Annotated in this window: 16 protein-coding genes and 1 pseudogene; 8 read left to right on the top strand and 9 right to left on the bottom strand. The window is 69.3% G+C overall.

Annotated elements, in window-relative coordinates:
• Window positions 1–17: 17 nt before the first annotated feature.
• Window positions 18–938, top strand: coding sequence for a TIGR01777 family oxidoreductase (locus DNK53_RS15305; RefSeq protein ID WP_110183222.1), 921 nt, complete (start codon window positions 18–20; stop codon window positions 936–938).
• Here DNK53_RS15305 and DNK53_RS15300 read toward each other — a convergent pair.
• A complete protein-coding gene (locus tag DNK53_RS15300) occupies window positions 935–1,474 on the bottom strand; it encodes a hypothetical protein (RefSeq protein WP_110183221.1) in 540 nt (179 codons plus the stop codon). The two genes, DNK53_RS15305 and DNK53_RS15300, sit on opposite strands and share 4 nt — an antisense overlap.
• A 19-nt stretch (window positions 1,475–1,493) precedes the next feature.
• On the opposite strand from DNK53_RS15300, the gene lipB reads away from it, so the two are divergent.
• The 5 genes from lipB to DNK53_RS15275 are packed head-to-tail and all read left to right on the top strand — an operon-like array spanning window position 1,494 to window position 6,044.
• Complete coding sequence (gene lipB, locus DNK53_RS15295; protein ID WP_275425771.1) at window positions 1,494–2,279, top strand: lipoyl(octanoyl) transferase LipB; 786 nt, start codon at window positions 1,494–1,496, stop codon at window positions 2,277–2,279.
• A 54-nt stretch (window positions 2,280–2,333) separates the two neighbouring features.
• Window positions 2,334–3,269 carry an ABC transporter ATP-binding protein gene (locus DNK53_RS15290; protein ID WP_110183219.1) on the top strand — a complete coding sequence of 312 codons (936 nt, stop codon included), beginning with the start codon at window positions 2,334–2,336 and terminating at the stop codon, window positions 3,267–3,269.
• Window positions 3,269–4,294, top strand: coding sequence for a hypothetical protein (locus DNK53_RS15285; protein ID WP_110183218.1), 1,026 nt, complete (start codon window positions 3,269–3,271; stop codon window positions 4,292–4,294). Before DNK53_RS15290 ends, DNK53_RS15285 begins: the two co-directional genes overlap by 1 nt.
• Window positions 4,295–4,331: 37 nt before the next feature.
• Complete coding sequence (lipA, locus tag DNK53_RS15280; RefSeq protein WP_110183217.1) at window positions 4,332–5,282, top strand: lipoyl synthase; 951 nt, start codon at window positions 4,332–4,334, stop codon at window positions 5,280–5,282.
• A 54-nt stretch (window positions 5,283–5,336) separates the two neighbouring features.
• Window positions 5,337–6,044, top strand: coding sequence for a DUF4191 domain-containing protein (locus DNK53_RS15275; protein WP_110183216.1), 708 nt, complete (start codon window positions 5,337–5,339; stop codon window positions 6,042–6,044).
• Between the two features lie 93 nt (window positions 6,045–6,137).
• Here the strand turns inward: DNK53_RS15275 and DNK53_RS15270 are convergent, their stop codons facing one another.
• Window positions 6,138–6,944, bottom strand: coding sequence for an SCO4651 family lipoprotein (locus DNK53_RS15270; RefSeq protein WP_110183215.1), 807 nt, complete (start codon window positions 6,942–6,944; stop codon window positions 6,138–6,140).
• A 39-nt stretch (window positions 6,945–6,983) separates the two neighbouring features.
• Window positions 6,984–7,391 carry an RDD family protein gene (locus DNK53_RS15265; RefSeq protein WP_110183214.1) on the bottom strand — a complete coding sequence of 136 codons (408 nt, stop codon included), beginning with the start codon at window positions 7,389–7,391 and terminating at the stop codon, window positions 6,984–6,986.
• 181 nt (window positions 7,392–7,572) lie between these two features.
• Here DNK53_RS15265 and glnA point away from each other — a divergent pair, with 181 nt between their 5' ends.
• Window positions 7,573–8,991 carry a type I glutamate--ammonia ligase gene (glnA, locus tag DNK53_RS15260; RefSeq protein ID WP_110183213.1) on the top strand — a complete coding sequence of 473 codons (1,419 nt, stop codon included), beginning with the start codon at window positions 7,573–7,575 and terminating at the stop codon, window positions 8,989–8,991.
• Between the two features lie 264 nt (window positions 8,992–9,255).
• Here the strand turns inward: glnA and DNK53_RS15255 are convergent, their stop codons facing one another.
• The 5 genes from DNK53_RS15255 to DNK53_RS15235 are packed head-to-tail and all read right to left on the bottom strand — an operon-like array spanning window position 9,256 to window position 14,391.
• Window positions 9,256–10,572 (bottom strand): 5-methylcytosine restriction system specificity protein McrC, encoded by a 1,317-nt coding sequence (locus DNK53_RS15255; RefSeq protein ID WP_110183212.1) that lies wholly within the window; start codon window positions 10,570–10,572, stop codon window positions 9,256–9,258.
• Window positions 10,557–11,738: an AAA family ATPase gene (locus tag DNK53_RS15250; protein ID WP_162599979.1), complete on the bottom strand. Its 1,182-nt coding sequence runs from the start codon at window positions 11,736–11,738 to the stop codon at window positions 10,557–10,559. The genes DNK53_RS15255 and DNK53_RS15250 overlap by 16 nt, the downstream gene beginning before the upstream one ends.
• 8 nt (window positions 11,739–11,746) lie before the next feature.
• Window positions 11,747–12,301 carry a hypothetical protein gene (locus DNK53_RS15245; RefSeq protein WP_110183210.1) on the bottom strand — a complete coding sequence of 185 codons (555 nt, stop codon included), beginning with the start codon at window positions 12,299–12,301 and terminating at the stop codon, window positions 11,747–11,749.
• A gap of 2 nt (window positions 12,302–12,303) precedes the next feature.
• Window positions 12,304–13,326, bottom strand: a complete 1,023-nt coding sequence (locus tag DNK53_RS15240; RefSeq protein WP_110183209.1) for a DNA adenine methylase — start codon at window positions 13,324–13,326, stop codon at window positions 12,304–12,306.
• 27 nt (window positions 13,327–13,353) lie between these two features.
• Window positions 13,354–14,391, bottom strand: a complete 1,038-nt coding sequence (locus DNK53_RS15235) for an adenine-specific methyltransferase EcoRI family protein (RefSeq protein ID WP_204163971.1) — start codon at window positions 14,389–14,391, stop codon at window positions 13,354–13,356.
• Between the two features lie 194 nt (window positions 14,392–14,585).
• Here DNK53_RS15235 and DNK53_RS15230 point away from each other — a divergent pair, with 194 nt between their 5' ends.
• Window positions 14,586–15,350: a DUF7669 domain-containing protein gene (locus DNK53_RS15230; RefSeq protein ID WP_110183207.1), complete on the top strand. Its 765-nt coding sequence runs from the start codon at window positions 14,586–14,588 to the stop codon at window positions 15,348–15,350.
• Window positions 15,351–15,508: 158 nt separating this feature from the next.
• On the opposite strand, the pseudogene DNK53_RS18210 reads toward DNK53_RS15230, so the two are convergent.
• Window positions 15,509–15,927, bottom strand: a pseudogene (locus DNK53_RS18210) (transposase); the annotation flags it as partial.

Here is a 15,927-nt window from a genome sequence, read left to right as displayed (position 1 = left end):
CCTGACACGCTGGGTCCATGCGCATCCTCGTCGCGGGTTCCTCCGGCTTCCTCGGCACGCACCTCGTCGAGCACCTGCGTCGCGGGGGCCACCAGGTCACCCGTCTGGTGCGGCACGACGCGTCGACCGGCGAGATCCGGTGGGACCCGTACGGCAGCGGACTGGCGGCCGGCGCCCTCGACGGGGTCGACGTGGTCGTCAACCTCGCCGGGTCGCCGACGCTCGGCAACCCCCACTCCGCACGCTGGGCCGAGGAGCTGCGGAGGAGCCGGGTGACGACCACCCGCGTCCTCGCCGAGGCCGTCGCCGCGGCGCCGACGCCCCCCGCGCTGCTGGCCGGCAACGGCATCTCGTTCTACGGCGACCACGGCTCCGCGGTGGTGACGGAGGAGTCCGCCTCGCTGGGGGACGCCCTCCTCACCCGGGTCACCCGCGAGTGGCAGGAGGCCACCGAGCCCGCCGTGGCGGCCGGCGCCCGGGTCTGCGTGCTGCGGACCGCCCCGGTGATGGACCGCCGGGCCGCCCCGCTGAGCCAGCTCGCCCTGCTGTTCCGGCTGGGCCTCGGGGCCAGGCTGGGCAACGGCAACCAGTACTTCCCGATGGTCTCCCTCCGCGACTGGGTCGGCGCCGTGGCCTTCCTGGCCGGGTCGCGGGACGTGTCGGGTCCCTTCAACCTCTGCTGTCCCCGGACCCCGACCAACCGGGAGATGACCCGCGCGCTGGCCCGCGCGGTCGGGCGCCCGGCCTTCCTCGCCGCCCCGGCTCCGGTGCTGCGCCTGGCCACGGGTCCGATGGCCCCCGAGCTCCTCGGCTCGGTGAACGCCCGGCCGGCCGCCCTGGAGCGGGCGGGCTACGACTTCGCCGACGCCGACGTCGACGACGTCCTCGCGACGGCCCTCGCGGCCGGGCGCCAGGACCCCGCGGGCACGGCCCGCTAGGACCCCGAGGGGGCGTCGACGACCTCGGCCACGAGCCACTCCCCCGCCCGCCGCACGACCTCCACGCGACGGCGTGTCGGGCGGTCCTCCGGCAGCGCGCGGCGTACGCCGTCACCGACGACGAACGCCGCGGCCACCCGGTCGACCACGTCCAGCACCAGGCGGTCGTCCTTCTGCTCCACCACGTCCACGGAGACCAGCTGCGTCTGCAGTCCCTCGACCCGGAGACCCCGGTCGCGGTAGCGCCGGAGCATCCGGACGTCCTTCCGCCCCGTGGCCGAGCCCGCGACGTAGAGCCGGCGCAGCACGGCGTGGTCGCCCTCGGCCCACGCCCGCGCCCGTCGGCGGTCCCACGCGCGCAGGACCTCGACGTGGGCGGGGCCCCGGGTCTCGGCGACCTCCCGGGGCGACTCGCGCGCCACCGCGAACCAGACGGCGGTGGTCGCCAGCAGGCTCGCCACCGCGACGACCACGCTGAGGACCGCGGCCCGGCGCAGGGCCACGGCGTGCGGCGGGAGGAGGACGGGTGAGGGCACGGGGCCACTCTGCCGCTTCCTGAGGAGGCCTGCTCCGTCCTCTCCACAGGCGGGCACCCGGGTTAGGGTCGAGGGCATGAGCCTGACCTACCGCGTGGCCGGCCTCGGCGAGGAGGCGGTGGAGTACCTGGCGGCCTGGGAGCTGCAGCGCGACGTCCACGCCCGGGTGGTCGACGGGTCCCTGCCCGACCAGGTGCTGCTGCTCGAGCACCCGCCGGTCTTCACGGCGGGCAAGCGCACCGACCCCCACGAGCGGCCGGCCGATCCCGGCGGCGCCCCGGTCGTCGACGTCGACCGCGGCGGCAAGATCACCTTCCACGGTCCCGGGCAGCTCGTCGGCTACCCCATCGTGCGCCTTCCCGACCACGTGAAGGTCGTGGACTACGTCCGGCGGGTGGAGGAGGCGCTCACCGCGACCTGTGCCGAGCTGGGCGTCACCACCGCCCGCGTGCCCGGGCGCAGCGGCGTCTGGCTGCGGGCCGACGCCCGGGGTCCGGAGCGCAAGGTGGCCGCGATCGGCATCCGGGTGAGCCGCGGCGTCACCATGCACGGCTTCTCGCTCAACTGCGACGTCGACCTCGGCTGGTACGGCCGGTTCGTGCCCTGCGGGATCGCGGACGCGGGGGTGACCTCGCTGAGCCGCGAGCTCGACCGGGACGTCACCGTGGCCGAGGTGCTCCCCGTGGTGCAGCGTCACCTCGACACCTACCTGGCCTGGCAGCCTTACACCGCCACCCCCGACTACGAGGCCCGTCCCGAGCCCGGTCGGGCGCCGCGCATCACGCTGGTCACGCCGGGCGGCTGAACCTGCGAGGATGCGCCCCGGCCCGCGGGCGCGGGGTTGACGACAGGGGGAGCCATGGCTGAGGCGGTCATCGAGACACGGGGGCTGCGCAAGGTCTTCGGGAGCGGGCGGGACGAGCGGGTCGCGGTCGACGACCTCGACCTCCTCGTCGGCGCCGGGGGCGTGCACGGCTTCCTCGGGCCGAACGGCTCGGGCAAGACCACGACGATCCGGATGCTGCTCGGCCTGGCCCGCGCGACCGGCGGCGAGATGCGCCTCTTCGGCACCCCGGTGCCGGAGCGGCTGCCCGAGGTGGTGGCCCGGGTCGGCGCCGTCGTGGAGTCACCGAAGTTCTCCCCGCGCTTCTCCGGGCGTCAGAACCTCACCCTGCTCTCCCGCTCGGTCGGGCTGCCCGACTGCCGGGTCGACGCCGCGCTCGAGACCGTCGGGCTCGCCGACCGCGACCGGGACGCCTACCAGGACTACTCCCTGGGCATGCAGCAGCGGCTGGCGATCGCCGCCACCCTGCTGCGCGAGCCTCGCCTGCTCGTCCTCGACGAGCCGACCAACGGCCTCGACCCCGCCGGCATCCGCGAGATCCGGGAGACCGTCCGCGACCTCGGCGCCTCGGGCGTCACGGTCCTCCTCAGCTCCCACATCCTGGCCGAGGTCCAGCAGGTCTGCGACGTCGTCACGATCATCGGCCGCGGCCGGCTGCTGGCCTCCGGCCGCGTCGAGGACCTGCTCGGCGGTCACGCCGCCGCGACACGGCACCGGGTCGTGGTGGACGACGCCGTCACGGCGGCCGGGCGGCTGCGGGCCGCCGGGCTCGGCGTCGAGGAGGCCGGCGACGCGCTCCTCGTCGAGGCCCCCGACGGGTCCGAGGTGGCACGGCTGCTGGGCGCCCACGGCCTGTGGGTGCGCGAGCTGACGCCCGTGCGTCGCGACCTCGAGTCGGTCTTCCTCGAGCTCACCTCCGCCTCTCCCGTCGCCCTCGGCGGTGGGCGCTGATGGGCACCCTGCTGCGCACCGAGCTCACCCGCCTGCGCTGGCGCCGGGCCGTCCTGGTGCTGCTCGCCGCCTGCGTCCTGGGACCCGCGCTGATCCTGGCGGGCGAGGCCTGGAACACCCGCCCCGTCAGCGACGCCGACCGGCACGCCGTCGAGCTCGAGCTCACCGCCCATCGGGAGGCGGTGGAGCGGGACGTCGCCCGGTGCACCCGCAGGCCCGAGGAGTACGGCCTCGGGGTCGAGGTCGGACCCGGCGCCACGCCGGACGCGGTGGCCACCCTGTGCCGGGAGCGGGTCTGGGGCCCGCCGATGAGCGTCGAGGACTGGATCGGCCGGCCCCGCCTGGAGCCGGCCCACGTCGCCGACGGGGCCGGGGTCGCCGTGGTCGTCGTCCTGGTGGTGGCCACGCTCCTGGCCGGAGCCACCTTCGTGGGCCAGGACTGGGCCAGCGGGTCCCTCAGCAACCAGCTGCTCTTCGAACCGAGGAGGGGCCGGGTCTGGGCGGCGAAGGCGCTCGCGGTGCTGGTGGGGTGTGCCGGCACCGCGGTGCTGGTGCTCACCCTCTTCTGGTTGGCCGTCTGGGCGCTGGGCCGCGCCCGCGGTGTCCCGGTCCCCGACGGTGCCTGGGGCGACGTCGCGGCCATGCAGGCCCGCGGGGTGCTGCTGGTGGCCGGCTCCGGGATCGTCGGCTACGCCCTGACGACCCTCTTCCGCAGCACCGTCGCCGCCCTGGGGCTCGTGGTGGCCGTCGTGGTGCTCGGCACCATCCTGCCGCTGGCCGTCCTCGGGTCGGGCGCGGAGCCGTGGCTGATCCCCATGAACGCCGGAGCCTTCCTGCAGGACGGCTACCAGTACTGGGTGGAGGGGGGCGTGACGGAGTACTCCTGTGCCACGCCAGAGGGCTGCGTCGGGGACGGCGGCAGCCGCACCCTCACGCTGGCCCAGGGCGCGACGTACCTGGCCGCGTTGCTGACGGCGACCCTGTCGGCCAGCCTGTGGTCCTTCCACGCCCGCGACCTGCCCTGATTGGGCCGTGCCGGGGCGCGGCGTAGAGTCGGGTGTCGTGACGTCCTCCGCCAGTCCCCAGCCCGACGGTCGCAAGCTGCTGCGCCTCGAGGTCCGCAACGCCGAGACCCCGATCGAGCGCAAGCCCTCGTGGATCAAGACGACGGCCAGGATGGGCCCGGAGTACACGGCCCTGCAGGGGCTGGTGAAGTCCGAAGGGCTCCACACGGTCTGCCAGGAGGCGGGCTGCCCCAACATCTTCGAGTGCTGGGAGGACCGCGAGGCGACCTTCCTCATCGGCGGCGACCAGTGCACGCGGCGCTGCGACTTCTGCCAGATCGACACCGGCAAGCCGCAGGCCCTCGACACCGACGAGCCCCGCCGGGTCGCCGAGTCGGTGCAGAAGATGGAGCTGCGCTACGCCACCATCACCGGGGTCGCCCGCGACGACCTGGCCGACGGCGGCGCGTGGCTCTACGCCGAGACCGTGCGCGCCATCCACGAGCTCAACCCCGGCACCGGGGTGGAGAACCTGATCCCCGACTTCAACGGCAAGCCCGACCTGCTGGCCGAGGTCTTCGAGTCCCGGCCCGAGGTGCTCGCCCACAACGTCGAGACCGTGCCCCGGATCTTCAAGCGGATCCGGCCGGCGTTCCGCTACGAGCGGTCGCTGGGCGTGCTGACCGCGGCGCGCGAGTTCGGCCTGGTCACCAAGTCCAACCTCATCCTCGGCATGGGCGAGACCCGCGAGGAGGTCTCCCAGGCGCTGCGCGACCTGCACGAGGCCGGCTGCGAGCTCGTCACCATCACGCAGTACCTGCGCCCCTCGGTGCGGCACCACCCGGTGGAGCGGTGGGTCAAGCCGGAGGAGTTCGTGGAGCTCCAGGCCGAGGCCGAGGAGATCGGCTTCTCCGGGGTGCTGTCCGGCCCGCTGGTCCGTTCGTCCTACCGGGCCGGCCGGTTGTACCGTCAGGCCATGGAGGCGCGCTCCACGGTCGTCACGGCCTGAGCCCCTCACCCTTCGATCCAGAGGCCACCAGGCCCCGGCAGCAAAGGCACCAGATTGTCCACCCCCGCCCCCGAGAACCTCAGTCGCCGGCAGCAGCTCGTCCGCTCCTACCAGATGGCGAAGCGGAGCGACCAGCGCCTGGGCCTGTGGATCCTGGGCGCTGCGCTCCTCGGCGCCGCCCTCGGCTTCCTCGTCATCTGGCTGCTGCCCGGTGAGGGCTGGATCTCGACCGTCTTCGCCGTGGTCGGAGCGATCCTGCTCGGTCTGCTGGCCGCCATCATCGTCTTCGGTCGTCGCGCGCAGAAGGCGGCGTACACCCAGATGGAGGGCCAGCCGGGAGCCGCCGCGGCCGCCCTGGGCATGCTGCGCCGTGGCTGGAAGGTCGACCCGGTCATCGCCTTCACCAAGCAGCAGGACGTCGTCCACCGGGTCGTCGGCCCGCCCGGCATCGTGCTGGTCGCCGAGGGCGGCAGCCCCGCGCGCATCCGCCAGCTGCTCGCCAGCGAGCGCCGCAAGCACGAGCGGGTCGCCTCCGAGACCCCGCTGCACGAGGTCGTCTGTGGCAACGGCGAGGGCCAGGTGCCGCTCCCCCGCCTCGTCAAGCACGTCACCAAGCTGGGGCGCAACGTCAAGCCCGCCCAGATGACCGACATCATCAACCGGCTCAAGGCGCTGGACGCCAACCGTTCCAACATCCCGCTGCCCAAGGGGCCGGTGCCCAGCAGCATGAAGGGGATGCGCGGCAACCTCCGGGGCCGCTGAGCCTGTCGCGGTTCCCCGTGGACGACGAAGGGGCGGGTACGGCGTGCGCCGTACCCGCCCCTTCGCGTGGGTCCGCGTGGAGCCGTGTCCTCGTCAGCCCGCGCTGGGCGGCGTCGAGGGCATCTGCGGCATCTCGGGCATCTCGGTGACCTGGTCGGCCGGCGGCTCCTCGATGGAGACGTCCTTGCCCCAGTCGGACAGGGTCATCGTCATCGTCCCGGCCGCGGAGCCGAGGTCGGCCTCGACGCGACGGTAGAGGCCGTCCTCGTCGAACCAGATGTCGTAGGCCATCTCCTCCGGGACGCCGCCGACGGCGCCCAGCTCGTCACCCAGCATCGCCTTGGTGTCGAGCGTCAGCGTGTAGCGGGTGAGGTCCTCGCCGTCGACCTCCTCCTCGCCCTGGTGGACGACGGACTTCATGCCCTTCTTCATGTTCTCCATCGACGAGCCGGGGTCGAGGCCCAGGCCGTTGCCGGAGAGGGACTCCATGGCGCCGGAGAGGTCGATCTTCATGTACTTGCCACCGAGGTCGGGCGACTTCACGTAGCTGACCGCACCGAGGGAGATGAGCTCCACCTCGCCCGTGGTCTCGTCCTGGACGGTCATCTTGGACGACGGCGGGGTGGTGGAGTAGTCGATGTCGCCCGTCATCTCCACGTCGGCCTGGCCACCCGAGGTGGTCATGGTGACGGCGGCGGTCGTGGCGCCCTCCAGGGCGGCCTCGAGGATCTCGGCGAAGTCCTCCACCGGCATCTCCTCGCCCTTCTCCAGACCGGGGTCGGAGGCGGCGCTGGAGCCCGAGGGCTCGTCGGACTCCGACCCGCAGGCCACGAGGGAGGAGAGGGCGAGCGGGACGACGAGTGCAGCCGCTGTCCGCCTCAGGGTCAGGGGTCGACGCATGGGTAGAGCCTTTCGCTGGAGACAGTTTCCGGCTCGAGCCTACGGGGCAGACGGGCGCAGGCTCGCCAGCGTCACGCACGCGGACCCCACCGCGAGGTCGTGCAGCCCGCGGCCGTCGGGACGGAAGACCAGCGGCGGGATCACCAGGGCCACGAGCAGCTGGCGCAGCACCGCCGGGAGCAGCTCGAGCGGACGCACGTGCTCGCCCACCCGGACCACGCGCAGCCGGGTGACCAGCTGGCCGAAGGAGCCGCCCACGACCGCGGTGAGGAAGGCGGACTCGACCACGAAGAGGCCCAGGGTGGCGAAGCCGGCCCAGGCGCTGTCGAGCCAGCCGCCGATCCCGAGGAAGAGCCACACCACGGCCTGGCAGGCGAGCCAGTCGACGACGAGGGCGAGGAGGCGTTGGCCCCAGGAGGCTGTCTCCCAGGTGGCGGGCGGGGTCACCGCAGGAGGATATCGAGGCGGCGGCGTGCCCACGGCACGGGGCAACTGTTACACGGCGGAAACAATCGGGATACGGTCAAGAAACTGCGTGTGCATAGTTTCCACGACAGCCGGTGCAGCGGCGCACCGATCTTCACCCAGACGTGAGGGCCACCACCCCGAGGGTGGCCGAGGAGGACGAATGTTCGCAAACAGCGACGAGCTGCTCAAGTACCTCAAGGACGAGCGCGTCGAGATGGTCGACGTGCGCTTCTGCGACCTGCCCGGCGTGATGCAGCACTTCACCGTGCCCGTGTCCTCGTTCGACCAGTCGGTCTTCGACGAGGGGCTCGGCTTCGACGGTTCCTCCATCCGTGGGTTCCAGGCGATCCACGAGTCCGACATGCAGCTCTTCCCGGACCCCACCACCGCCTACCTCGACCCGTTCCGGGTCGCCAAGACCCTGGTGGTCAACTTCTTCATCCACGACCCGCTCACCGGCGAGGCCTACTCCCGCGACCCGCGCAACATCGCCCGCAAGGCGATGAGCTACCTCGCCAGCACCGGCATCGGCGACAAGGCGTACTTCGCCCCCGAGGCCGAGTTCTACGTCTTCGACAACGTGCGGTTCGAGACCAAGGCCAACGCCGGGTACTACCACATCGACTCCGAGGCCGGCGCCTGGAACAGCGGCTCCGAGGACAACAACCGCGGCTACAAGGTCAAGTACAAGGGCGGGTACTTCCCCGTGGCGCCGTACGACCACTTCGGCGAGCTGCGCGACGAGATGGTCATCGAGATGGAGAAGGCCGGCCTGCAGGTCGAGCGGGCCCACCACGAGGTCGGCACCGCCGGCCAGGCCGAGATCAACTACAAGTTCGACGAGCTGCTCAAGGCCGCCGACGACGTCATGAAGTTCAAGTACATCGTCAAGAACGTCGCGTGGCGCAACGGCAAGACCGCGACCTTCATGCCGAAGCCGATCTTCGGGGACAACGGCTCCGGCATGCACTGCCACCAGTCCATCTGGAACGAGGGCGAGCCCCTCTTCTACGACGAGACCGGGTACGCCGGCCTGTCGGACATGGCGCGCCACTACATCGGGGGCATCCTCAAGCACGCGCCGTCGCTGCTGGCCTTCACCAACCCGACGGTGAACTCCTACCACCGCCTGGTGCCCGGCTTCGAGGCGCCGATCAGCCTGGTCTACAGCCAGCGCAACCGCTCCGCCTGCGTGCGGATCCCGATCACGGGCTCCAACCCCAAGGCGAAGCGCATCGAGTTCCGCTGCCCCGACCCGTCGGCCAACCCCTACCTGGCCTTCTCGGCCCTGCTGCTGGCCGGCATCGACGGGATCAAGAACAAGATCGAGCCCGCTGCCCCGATCGACAAGGACATCTACGAGCTGCCGCCGGACGAGATGGCCGAGATCGACCAGGTCCCGACCCGTCTGGACGACGTGCTCGACAACCTCGAGCGCGACCACGACTTCCTCACCGTGGGCAACGTCTTCACCCCGGACCTGATCGAGACCTGGATCCAGTACAAGCGCGAGAACGAGATCCTGCCGGTGCAGCAGCGCCCGCACCCGCACGAGTTCGAGCTCTACTACGACATTTAGTCCCGCGTGGGTGACGCCCACCGGCTGAGTGCCTGAAAACGGCCCCTGACCTGCGAAGACACCTTTCAACGTCTTTCATCGTCAGGGGTCGTTTTCCGTCCGCGTGTGGCCCCGGTGTGTCCCCAGGACCCCCTCGCGTCGCTGTGACCCAAGATGCTGTCAAGATCGAACTCGCCGCCGATCCCCTACCCATTCTCGTGCCGACCAAGATTCGTAGGGAGTGCATCCGACCAGCAGGCTCAAGAGGCCCACTGACGTGCGGATTCAGGCGGTGGCTGCTGTCGGTGTGCTACTTGCGAAGAGGTCCGAATCGAGCCAAGTGCCAATCGCCTCGATCAGTTCTTGAGGTCCAGTCGCGCCAGTGAGGGACATCAAGTTCAGAGGCAGCGCGGACAATTCGATGTCGCTGCCACCGAGCGCGGATCCGACCTGCCACACGGTGGTCTCGCGATCGTGGGCGACGGGGTAGGTCAGAGAGATCCGCTGGCACCCGAGGACGTGGCCCGCGGTGAGCACCTGATAGGTGTCAGCGGCCTTGGGCCGCGAGCCGAGCCGCTTGTACTTGGAGTCCGTCACAGCGACCGCACTGCCGTGGACATCGCGGAACACCACATCTGGCGTGGTCTCGAGCTTGGCCCCCTCCCCCGCGATCACGTCGCCGAACTTGATCGCGCCCTTGGTGACCCGCAGCCCGCGCTTGCTGGCCGCGCGACGGCATAGCCAAAAGATGTAGTTCTCGTAGATCACGTCGGAGTTCCACAGGAACCCGGACAGCGCGTGCTCGCCGCTGGCATGGTGGACACCAGCCCCCTCGAGGAGCAGCAAGCCGACGAGCCGGGCGGCCTCAAGCCCCTGGTGCTGGATCCCCAGCGAGATCCGCCGCGCGTCGAACAGGTGAGGTGGCTGTCGCCCAACGTGGGCCAGGCTAGCGGCGATCTCACGCACCGCGCGCGCCCGGCCCTGCGCCTTCACGGTTGCCGCGAGGCACTCCGCGGCCCAGCGGAGCAGGCGTGCCAGACGCGTGTCGTCGGTCAGCAGGTCAGCGACGTACGGGACCTCCCACGGCCGACCCACCCACTCACCGAGGCGAGAGGTGTCGAGGCTGCCTCGCAATGTGGTGCTTGAGGACTGCTCCGTCAGGTAGCCCCGAGGGAGTCCGCGAGCCGCGCCCTTGGCGTAGGAGGCGAGGAACATCTCCGCGAGCAGATCTGGCATAGACAGCGAAGCGAGCTCGTGGGCAGTCGTCAGGTTGTCGTCGACGTGGCCGCCTTCGACCACGGTCAGAATGTGCCACAGCACGGTCTGCCAGCTGCTGTCGGTGGCGCTCAAGAACTTCGGCGCAATCTCGATGTCGGTGTCACCGACCCGGACCACGCCCGTAACCGCTTCAGCCCGGAGTCGGACAAGGCCCTCGCCGATGTCCTCGACGCGGATGGGATCCCCCGCCAGCCCGAGCGCCCGACTCCAGCGCTTGTTGGCTTCGGTCAGTGCCTGCAGGTCCAGGTCTGCGGCGCGGCGCACAACGGGTGCGCCGTACTCCTGGAGTTCGATGCGCCCGGAGGTGCTCAGCGGGTCAGCCACCTGAAGGACCTCTTGATGACGTCAATGTCGAGCTCGCTCACGCGGACGGGCGCCAGGGTGCGGGACTCGACGGTGCCGCCCCTGGCAGTCCGGAGCCGCCATGCGTAATCGCCGGCGGGCGGCGCGGTGTCAATGTGGAGGAGATCCATCAGTTGCTCGGGGCGGCCGGAGTACCTGTCTTCGAGCTGCGGGAAGAGGACGTCGTCCCAGGTCTTGGCGAGGCTGCGCCAAGCTTCCTTCTCTTCCACGGGCTGGCTGCTGCCGTCAACCGAAGGCTTGGTCGCGAGCACCGGGGTGAGGAGGCCGTGGCCGAGTTCGAACTCTGGTCCGAGGTCAGACGCCACGGCGACATTGAGGCGGTCCAGGATCAGGTACGCCGTCTCATACGGCGTGAGGGTCTCCCAGTTGTCCTCCGCCGGCACCGGGACGGCGTCCGCATCGAGGCTCCAGTGCTTGACGAGCACGTCAAGGTCGGGGCGCATCTCGATGCGGTCGAACCGACGGGCCAGAGCGCTGTCGATCGGCACTGCCGCTCGGTCGACGCTGTTCATCGTCGAGACGATGTAGATGTGACGGGGAAAGGTGAAGCCTTCGGGGATCGTGGTGACCTTCCCGCCGGGGCGACGGATCTCGTCGCTCTTCCCGTCCTCGTAGGTCAGTTGGCGCAGGGGCAGGGGCAACGGCACCAGACCGCCGTCGCGGTAGTCGAAGTCGAGGAAGGTCATGAACTCGCCGAAGATCCGGGCCGCATTGCCGCGGTTGATCTCGTCGATGAAGATCACGACCGACCTGTACTCCGACTCGGGGTCTGCCAGCTCGAGCGCCGCGTCGAGGAAGACGCCAGCCCACGGCTGCAGGCGAGTGCCCTTCCCGGTGATCTCAGGCCGCAAACCGAGGACGAAATCCTCGTAGCCGTAGGACTGGTGGAACGTCGTCCATACAACCTTGATCGGCTGTGGGATCTTGATCTCCTGCTCCGGCCGCGTGAAGGGGCTCTCCTTGTCGGCCGGGTCGAACTGGATACCCTTCTTCGCCTCCGGCGGCGTCTCGAGTGCCTTGAAGAGCTCCGAGATGAGCCGCGTCTTGCCAGTGGCTGGCGGGCCGTAGAGCAGGGCATTCCGACCGCTGCTCCACGAGGTCAGGATGTCGTCGATCTTGTCAGCCACGTCGTTCCTCACTCATAGATAACGCCACCGACGACCTTGCCCTGCGGGTAGAGCTTGAACATCGGGCTGTTCGCGGTGACGCTGACGGGCCTCGGTCCCTTGGTGAAGCCGGCGAAGTACTCACCGTCTACGGTCTTCGCGATGTAGATGCGCAAGCCACCCTGCGGGAAGTACGGCAGCGCAGCCTCCTTGTTAGCCACGTCGTCCGGGGCCGTCGGGAAGCCCCGTGCGGCCATCCAGGCCGGGTGCCGTGCCGAGGAGGTTTGCTGGCGGTTCTGGCGGGCGATCCGCATGCGTCCGCCCTTCTTCCTCTGGAACTCGATCGGGCCGGAGAGGCCGGGGTGCCCCACGACGCCGGCCTCAATGGTGATCACCGGCAGCGCATCGACGTTCGCGCCGGTCGCGTCGAGGAAGTCGAGCGTCTCCGGCACCATCGAGCTCGGGATCTCAATGTAAAGCGACCCTCCACCACCCTGGATCTGCGGGTAGCGTTCGATGTTGTAAAACTCGCCCGGCTGGACGTTGCGCCACCAGATCCGGTCGACATTCAGTTTCTGAGACATGGTCAGAAGGCCTCGATGTGATAGAGCCGCTCAAGCACAGAGCCATCTTTCACACGATCGTTGCTCCTGTATCGGACATGAGGTAGTTCGTGCAGGGTGACTTTGCCGAAGTCGCCCAGAATTGAGTGCAGCTCGTCCTCCGCCACCTGGCCGTCCTCGCTGTAGGAGATGAACACGTGCGGGGCCTCGAGCCGCTTGAGCGTCTCGCGGAAGGCCTGGGCGGCGCTACGGCGGTAACAGAAGTCCGAGGCCTGGTCGGTCCACGGGCGCAGGCCTCCATCGCCTGCTGCCACGGGCTGGTCGCCACATGCGATGGTCTCGAGCACGTGGTAGTTCCCGGCGTACTGGCGTTTCGTGTACGGCGGGTCCAGGTACACGGCATCCGTGCCGAGCGTTGAAGCGAGCTCCTCAACAACGCCTTGGCGAACCACGTGGTCGCCCGGGGTGTCCTCGAACTCGATCGGCTCGAACGTCAGCGGCTTGAGCGCCGGCCCCGAAAGCGTGCGCCGGAAGTACCCGTAGGTGCCGCTGATGTTCGCGACCTTGTTCGTGGCGAGGATCAGGTGATGGAGCAGGACGCTGTGCTCCACCTCGTCGACGGCGTCCGCCGATGCCAGGTCGCGGATGCCGTGCCGGATGCCGTCGATGCGCGCGGCGTTCTCGGCAGAGAAGTACAGCCGGGGAGCGCGGCCGTTCGCCGGCTTGCCGCCTTCACCGAACTCGTTGAAGAAGTAGCCCTCGATAGGCGCGGCCGTGTTCAGCCATGCCAGCGCCTTGTCGTAGCCGCCGAGGGCCTTGAAGGCAGGCGGTCGCTTGGCGAGCAAGCGCGTGCGCGCGTGCACGACCGGGAAGGTCAAGGCATCCGCGGCAGTCACCGAGTAGCCGACGCGGGCAAGCGCGATCGACACTGAGGCGGTCCCGCACATCGGGTCAGCGATCGAGGAGCCGGCGGGCAGCACCCGGGAGATCTCGCCGACGATCCACTCGGTCAGGCGGGTCTTGTTACCGAGGTAGCGGTAGGACATGGCTGCCTCTCTGGTCCCTCATCGAGGTCAGGCCAGTTGCTTGTTGCGGATGACGATGCGGTCATACATACGGCGGAAGGTGCCGTCGCCGTTCGGCAGGTAGAACCGGGGCCCACCCTGCATGTAGGTGCCCTTCGGAGCAACTTCTGACATGGGGCGGCCGAGCGTCTTGCTGGAGCCCAGGATGTCGAACTGCTCTGGGTTGTACTTGTCCAGGAACGTGATCGGGACACCCATGGGGCCGTCGTAGTCAACCGGGATGTGCATGGTCTTGCTGACGTCGATCGCGTCGAAGTTGACGTACTTGGGGTACTCGCGCGGGTTGTAGGTCCTCTCGAGCTCGAGCTCCTCGTGTCGGCCCGGGTAGTCCAGGTTGGTGAACCAACGGACGCCCTTCACCCGCACGTACTTGTTGCCGTTGGCGTCAACCCGGGTGCCGGCCGCGGTGAGCGGGTAGTCGTCGGGCACCCTGAACTCGCGATCGCCACTGCGAATGCTCGGGCCATACCACATCTGGTCGTGCTGGAAGAGCGGGAAGATCTCCTTGTAGGTGAGCGCGTTCATGTTGCCGATAATCAGGAACTGCATATCGTGCTCGACAAGCTGCGCGACGTACTCCCGGAAAAGACTGAAGGGTGGATTCGTCACTACGATGTCGGCCTGCTTGAGAAGGTCGATGCTCTCGGCACTCCGGAAGTCGCCGTCGCCCTGGAGAGGCTGGATTCCGATCTCCTCCACGTCGGGGACACGGCTGCCGTTGCGATCGCCGTTGTACTCCAGGTAGACGGCTTGGCTCGAATCACCACGGCCGAACGAGCCGTCGTCTTGGCTGCGGTAGCAGGTGGTGATCAGTTGCTTCAGTCCGAGCTTCTCGAAGTTAGTCGCGAAGTAGTGGAAGAAGTTGCTGGCCCGCGGGTCGTCGCAGTTGCAATAGACGACCTTGCCCTCGAAGTGGCGGGTGTAGTGCTGCAGCTCCAACTCGATGTCGCTCAACGACGTGTAGAACTCGTCCTTCTTGGCCCGCCTGGCGTCATGGAAGTCGCGGTTCCGGGTCGCGGTCGACAAGCTGGCTCCTCCGTTCGTCCGCATTGCTCGAGACCCTCACGAGCGTTGTCGCACAGCGTAACTAGGGGGTCCGACGATGGTCGGGAGTACGCGCGGGCTGCCCAGAACCGACCGAGGTGGCACCGGGCTCGCCGGGCGCAGCGGGTGAACCCGACTCCGCCGCATCTGTCGGGCGTGCGGAGCAGAATGCTGGCATGACCACGCGACCGTCCGTCTGGGACCTCGTCCGCCAGTTCGCCGAAGCCCAGCGAGGTGCATGGAAGCAGGAGGAGATCGTCAGCTGGTTCCGGCGGCACGCCCCTGACCAAGCGAAGGACGGTACCGTCCGGGCGCACGTGCGCGGGGCTGCATGGAATGTCGGGGACCGGAGCCAGTTCGCCGGTCGAGAGCCCTTTCTCACCCGGGTCGACACGGGTTGGTTCCGCATGGCCACCGAGGCGGAGCTCGCGGCGTGGCGTGACGCCTGCGACAGGCCGGCTGAAGCCGTTGCGGCCCCGGTGATTACAGAGCCGAGGCCGGACGCCGACCCCAGCGACTGGCATACAGAGGAAAACGTCCAGCGGCTGCTCGTCGATCGGCTCAGCTCCACGGGCTGGACGATCCTCCGGACAGCCAACACCGCAACCGGCGAGACCGGCATCGACGTCGTCGCCGAGCGTAACGGCGAGACCGTCGGCATCGAGGTCAAGGGCTACCCCTCGAAAACCTACGCGAGGGGTGCCAGGAAGGGGCAGCCTAAGCGGACCGCGCCCTCGACCCAGGCCGCGCACTGGTTCTCCCACGCGATCCTCGCCGCGATGAAGCTGCGCGTAGCGCAACCGTCGTGGCAGAGCGTCATGGCGTTCCCGGACTTCCCCCGCTACCGACGCCTGTATGCGGCCACCGCGGCGCCGCTCGCCGCCGCTGGCATCGAGGTGTGGCTCGTGAGCCAGGGCGGAGCGATCGAGCCCCTGGAGTGACGGGCCGCGGCGTCCTGGTCGTTTCGGGCTAGCTGGCCCGCATGCGTCATGCCTCTCCTCTCAGGAGGTATGCAAAATGTGGTCCAAAGACCCAGGGTCTGCCCCCGGTCTTGTTGACACTCGGGGATTGCAGCAGTCAGGCCGCTTCTGCGGCCGCGTAGCATCTCAAACTCGACCGGCGTGAGCTTGCCGAGGGCTCGTTGGCGACAGCGGCGGTTGTACTTCGTTTCGATCCAGGTGACCATCGCCAGGCGTAGCTCGTCGCGGGCGTCCCAGCGGCGGGTGTTCAGCACGTTCTTCTGCAACAGCGAGAAGAAGCTCTCCATGCTGGCGTTGTCGCCGGCTCCGTAGGAGCGGCCCATCGAGCCGACCAGGCCGTTGTTAGCCAGGAGCCGCTGGGTGCGGTTGGCGCGAAATTGGCCGCCTCTGTCGCTGTGACACACGGTGCCGACGGGGGCGCGTAGGGCGATGGCGTTGCGCATCGCCGCACATGCCAGAGACGACTTCATTCTGGTGTCGATCGAGTAGCCGACGATCTTGTTCGACCACACGTCCTTGATCGCACAGATGTAGAGCT

The sequence above is a fragment of the Nocardioides solisilvae genome (assembly GCF_003194625.1).
GTDB classification, from domain to species: Bacteria; Actinomycetota; Actinomycetes; order Propionibacteriales; family Nocardioidaceae; genus Nocardioides; species Nocardioides solisilvae.
Note: the sequence above shows the minus strand (reverse complement) of the source record. Positions and strands in the feature narration are given on the sequence as shown.

What these genes read in the sequence shown, in the direction of transcription:
- DNK53_RS15305 (WP_110183222.1), top strand. Translation starts at nt 18, where the DNA reads ATGCGCATCCTCGTCGCGGGTTCCTCCGGCTTCCTCGGCACGCACCTC.
- DNK53_RS15290 (WP_110183219.1), top strand. Translation starts at nt 2,334, where the DNA reads ATGGCTGAGGCGGTCATCGAGACACGGGGGCTGCGCAAGGTCTTCGGG.
- DNK53_RS15285 (WP_110183218.1), top strand. Translation starts at nt 3,269, where the DNA reads ATGGGCACCCTGCTGCGCACCGAGCTCACCCGCCTGCGCTGGCGCCGG.
- DNK53_RS15270 (WP_110183215.1), bottom strand. Translation starts at nt 6,944, where the DNA reads ATGCGTCGACCCCTGACCCTGAGGCGGACAGCGGCTGCACTCGTCGTC.
- glnA (WP_110183213.1), top strand. Translation starts at nt 7,573, where the DNA reads ATGTTCGCAAACAGCGACGAGCTGCTCAAGTACCTCAAGGACGAGCGC.
- DNK53_RS15245 (WP_110183210.1), bottom strand. Translation starts at nt 12,301, where the DNA reads ATGTCTCAGAAACTGAATGTCGACCGGATCTGGTGGCGCAACGTCCAG.
- DNK53_RS15240 (WP_110183209.1), bottom strand. Translation starts at nt 13,326, where the DNA reads ATGTCCTACCGCTACCTCGGTAACAAGACCCGCCTGACCGAGTGGATC.
- DNK53_RS15230 (WP_110183207.1), top strand. Translation starts at nt 14,586, where the DNA reads ATGACCACGCGACCGTCCGTCTGGGACCTCGTCCGCCAGTTCGCCGAA.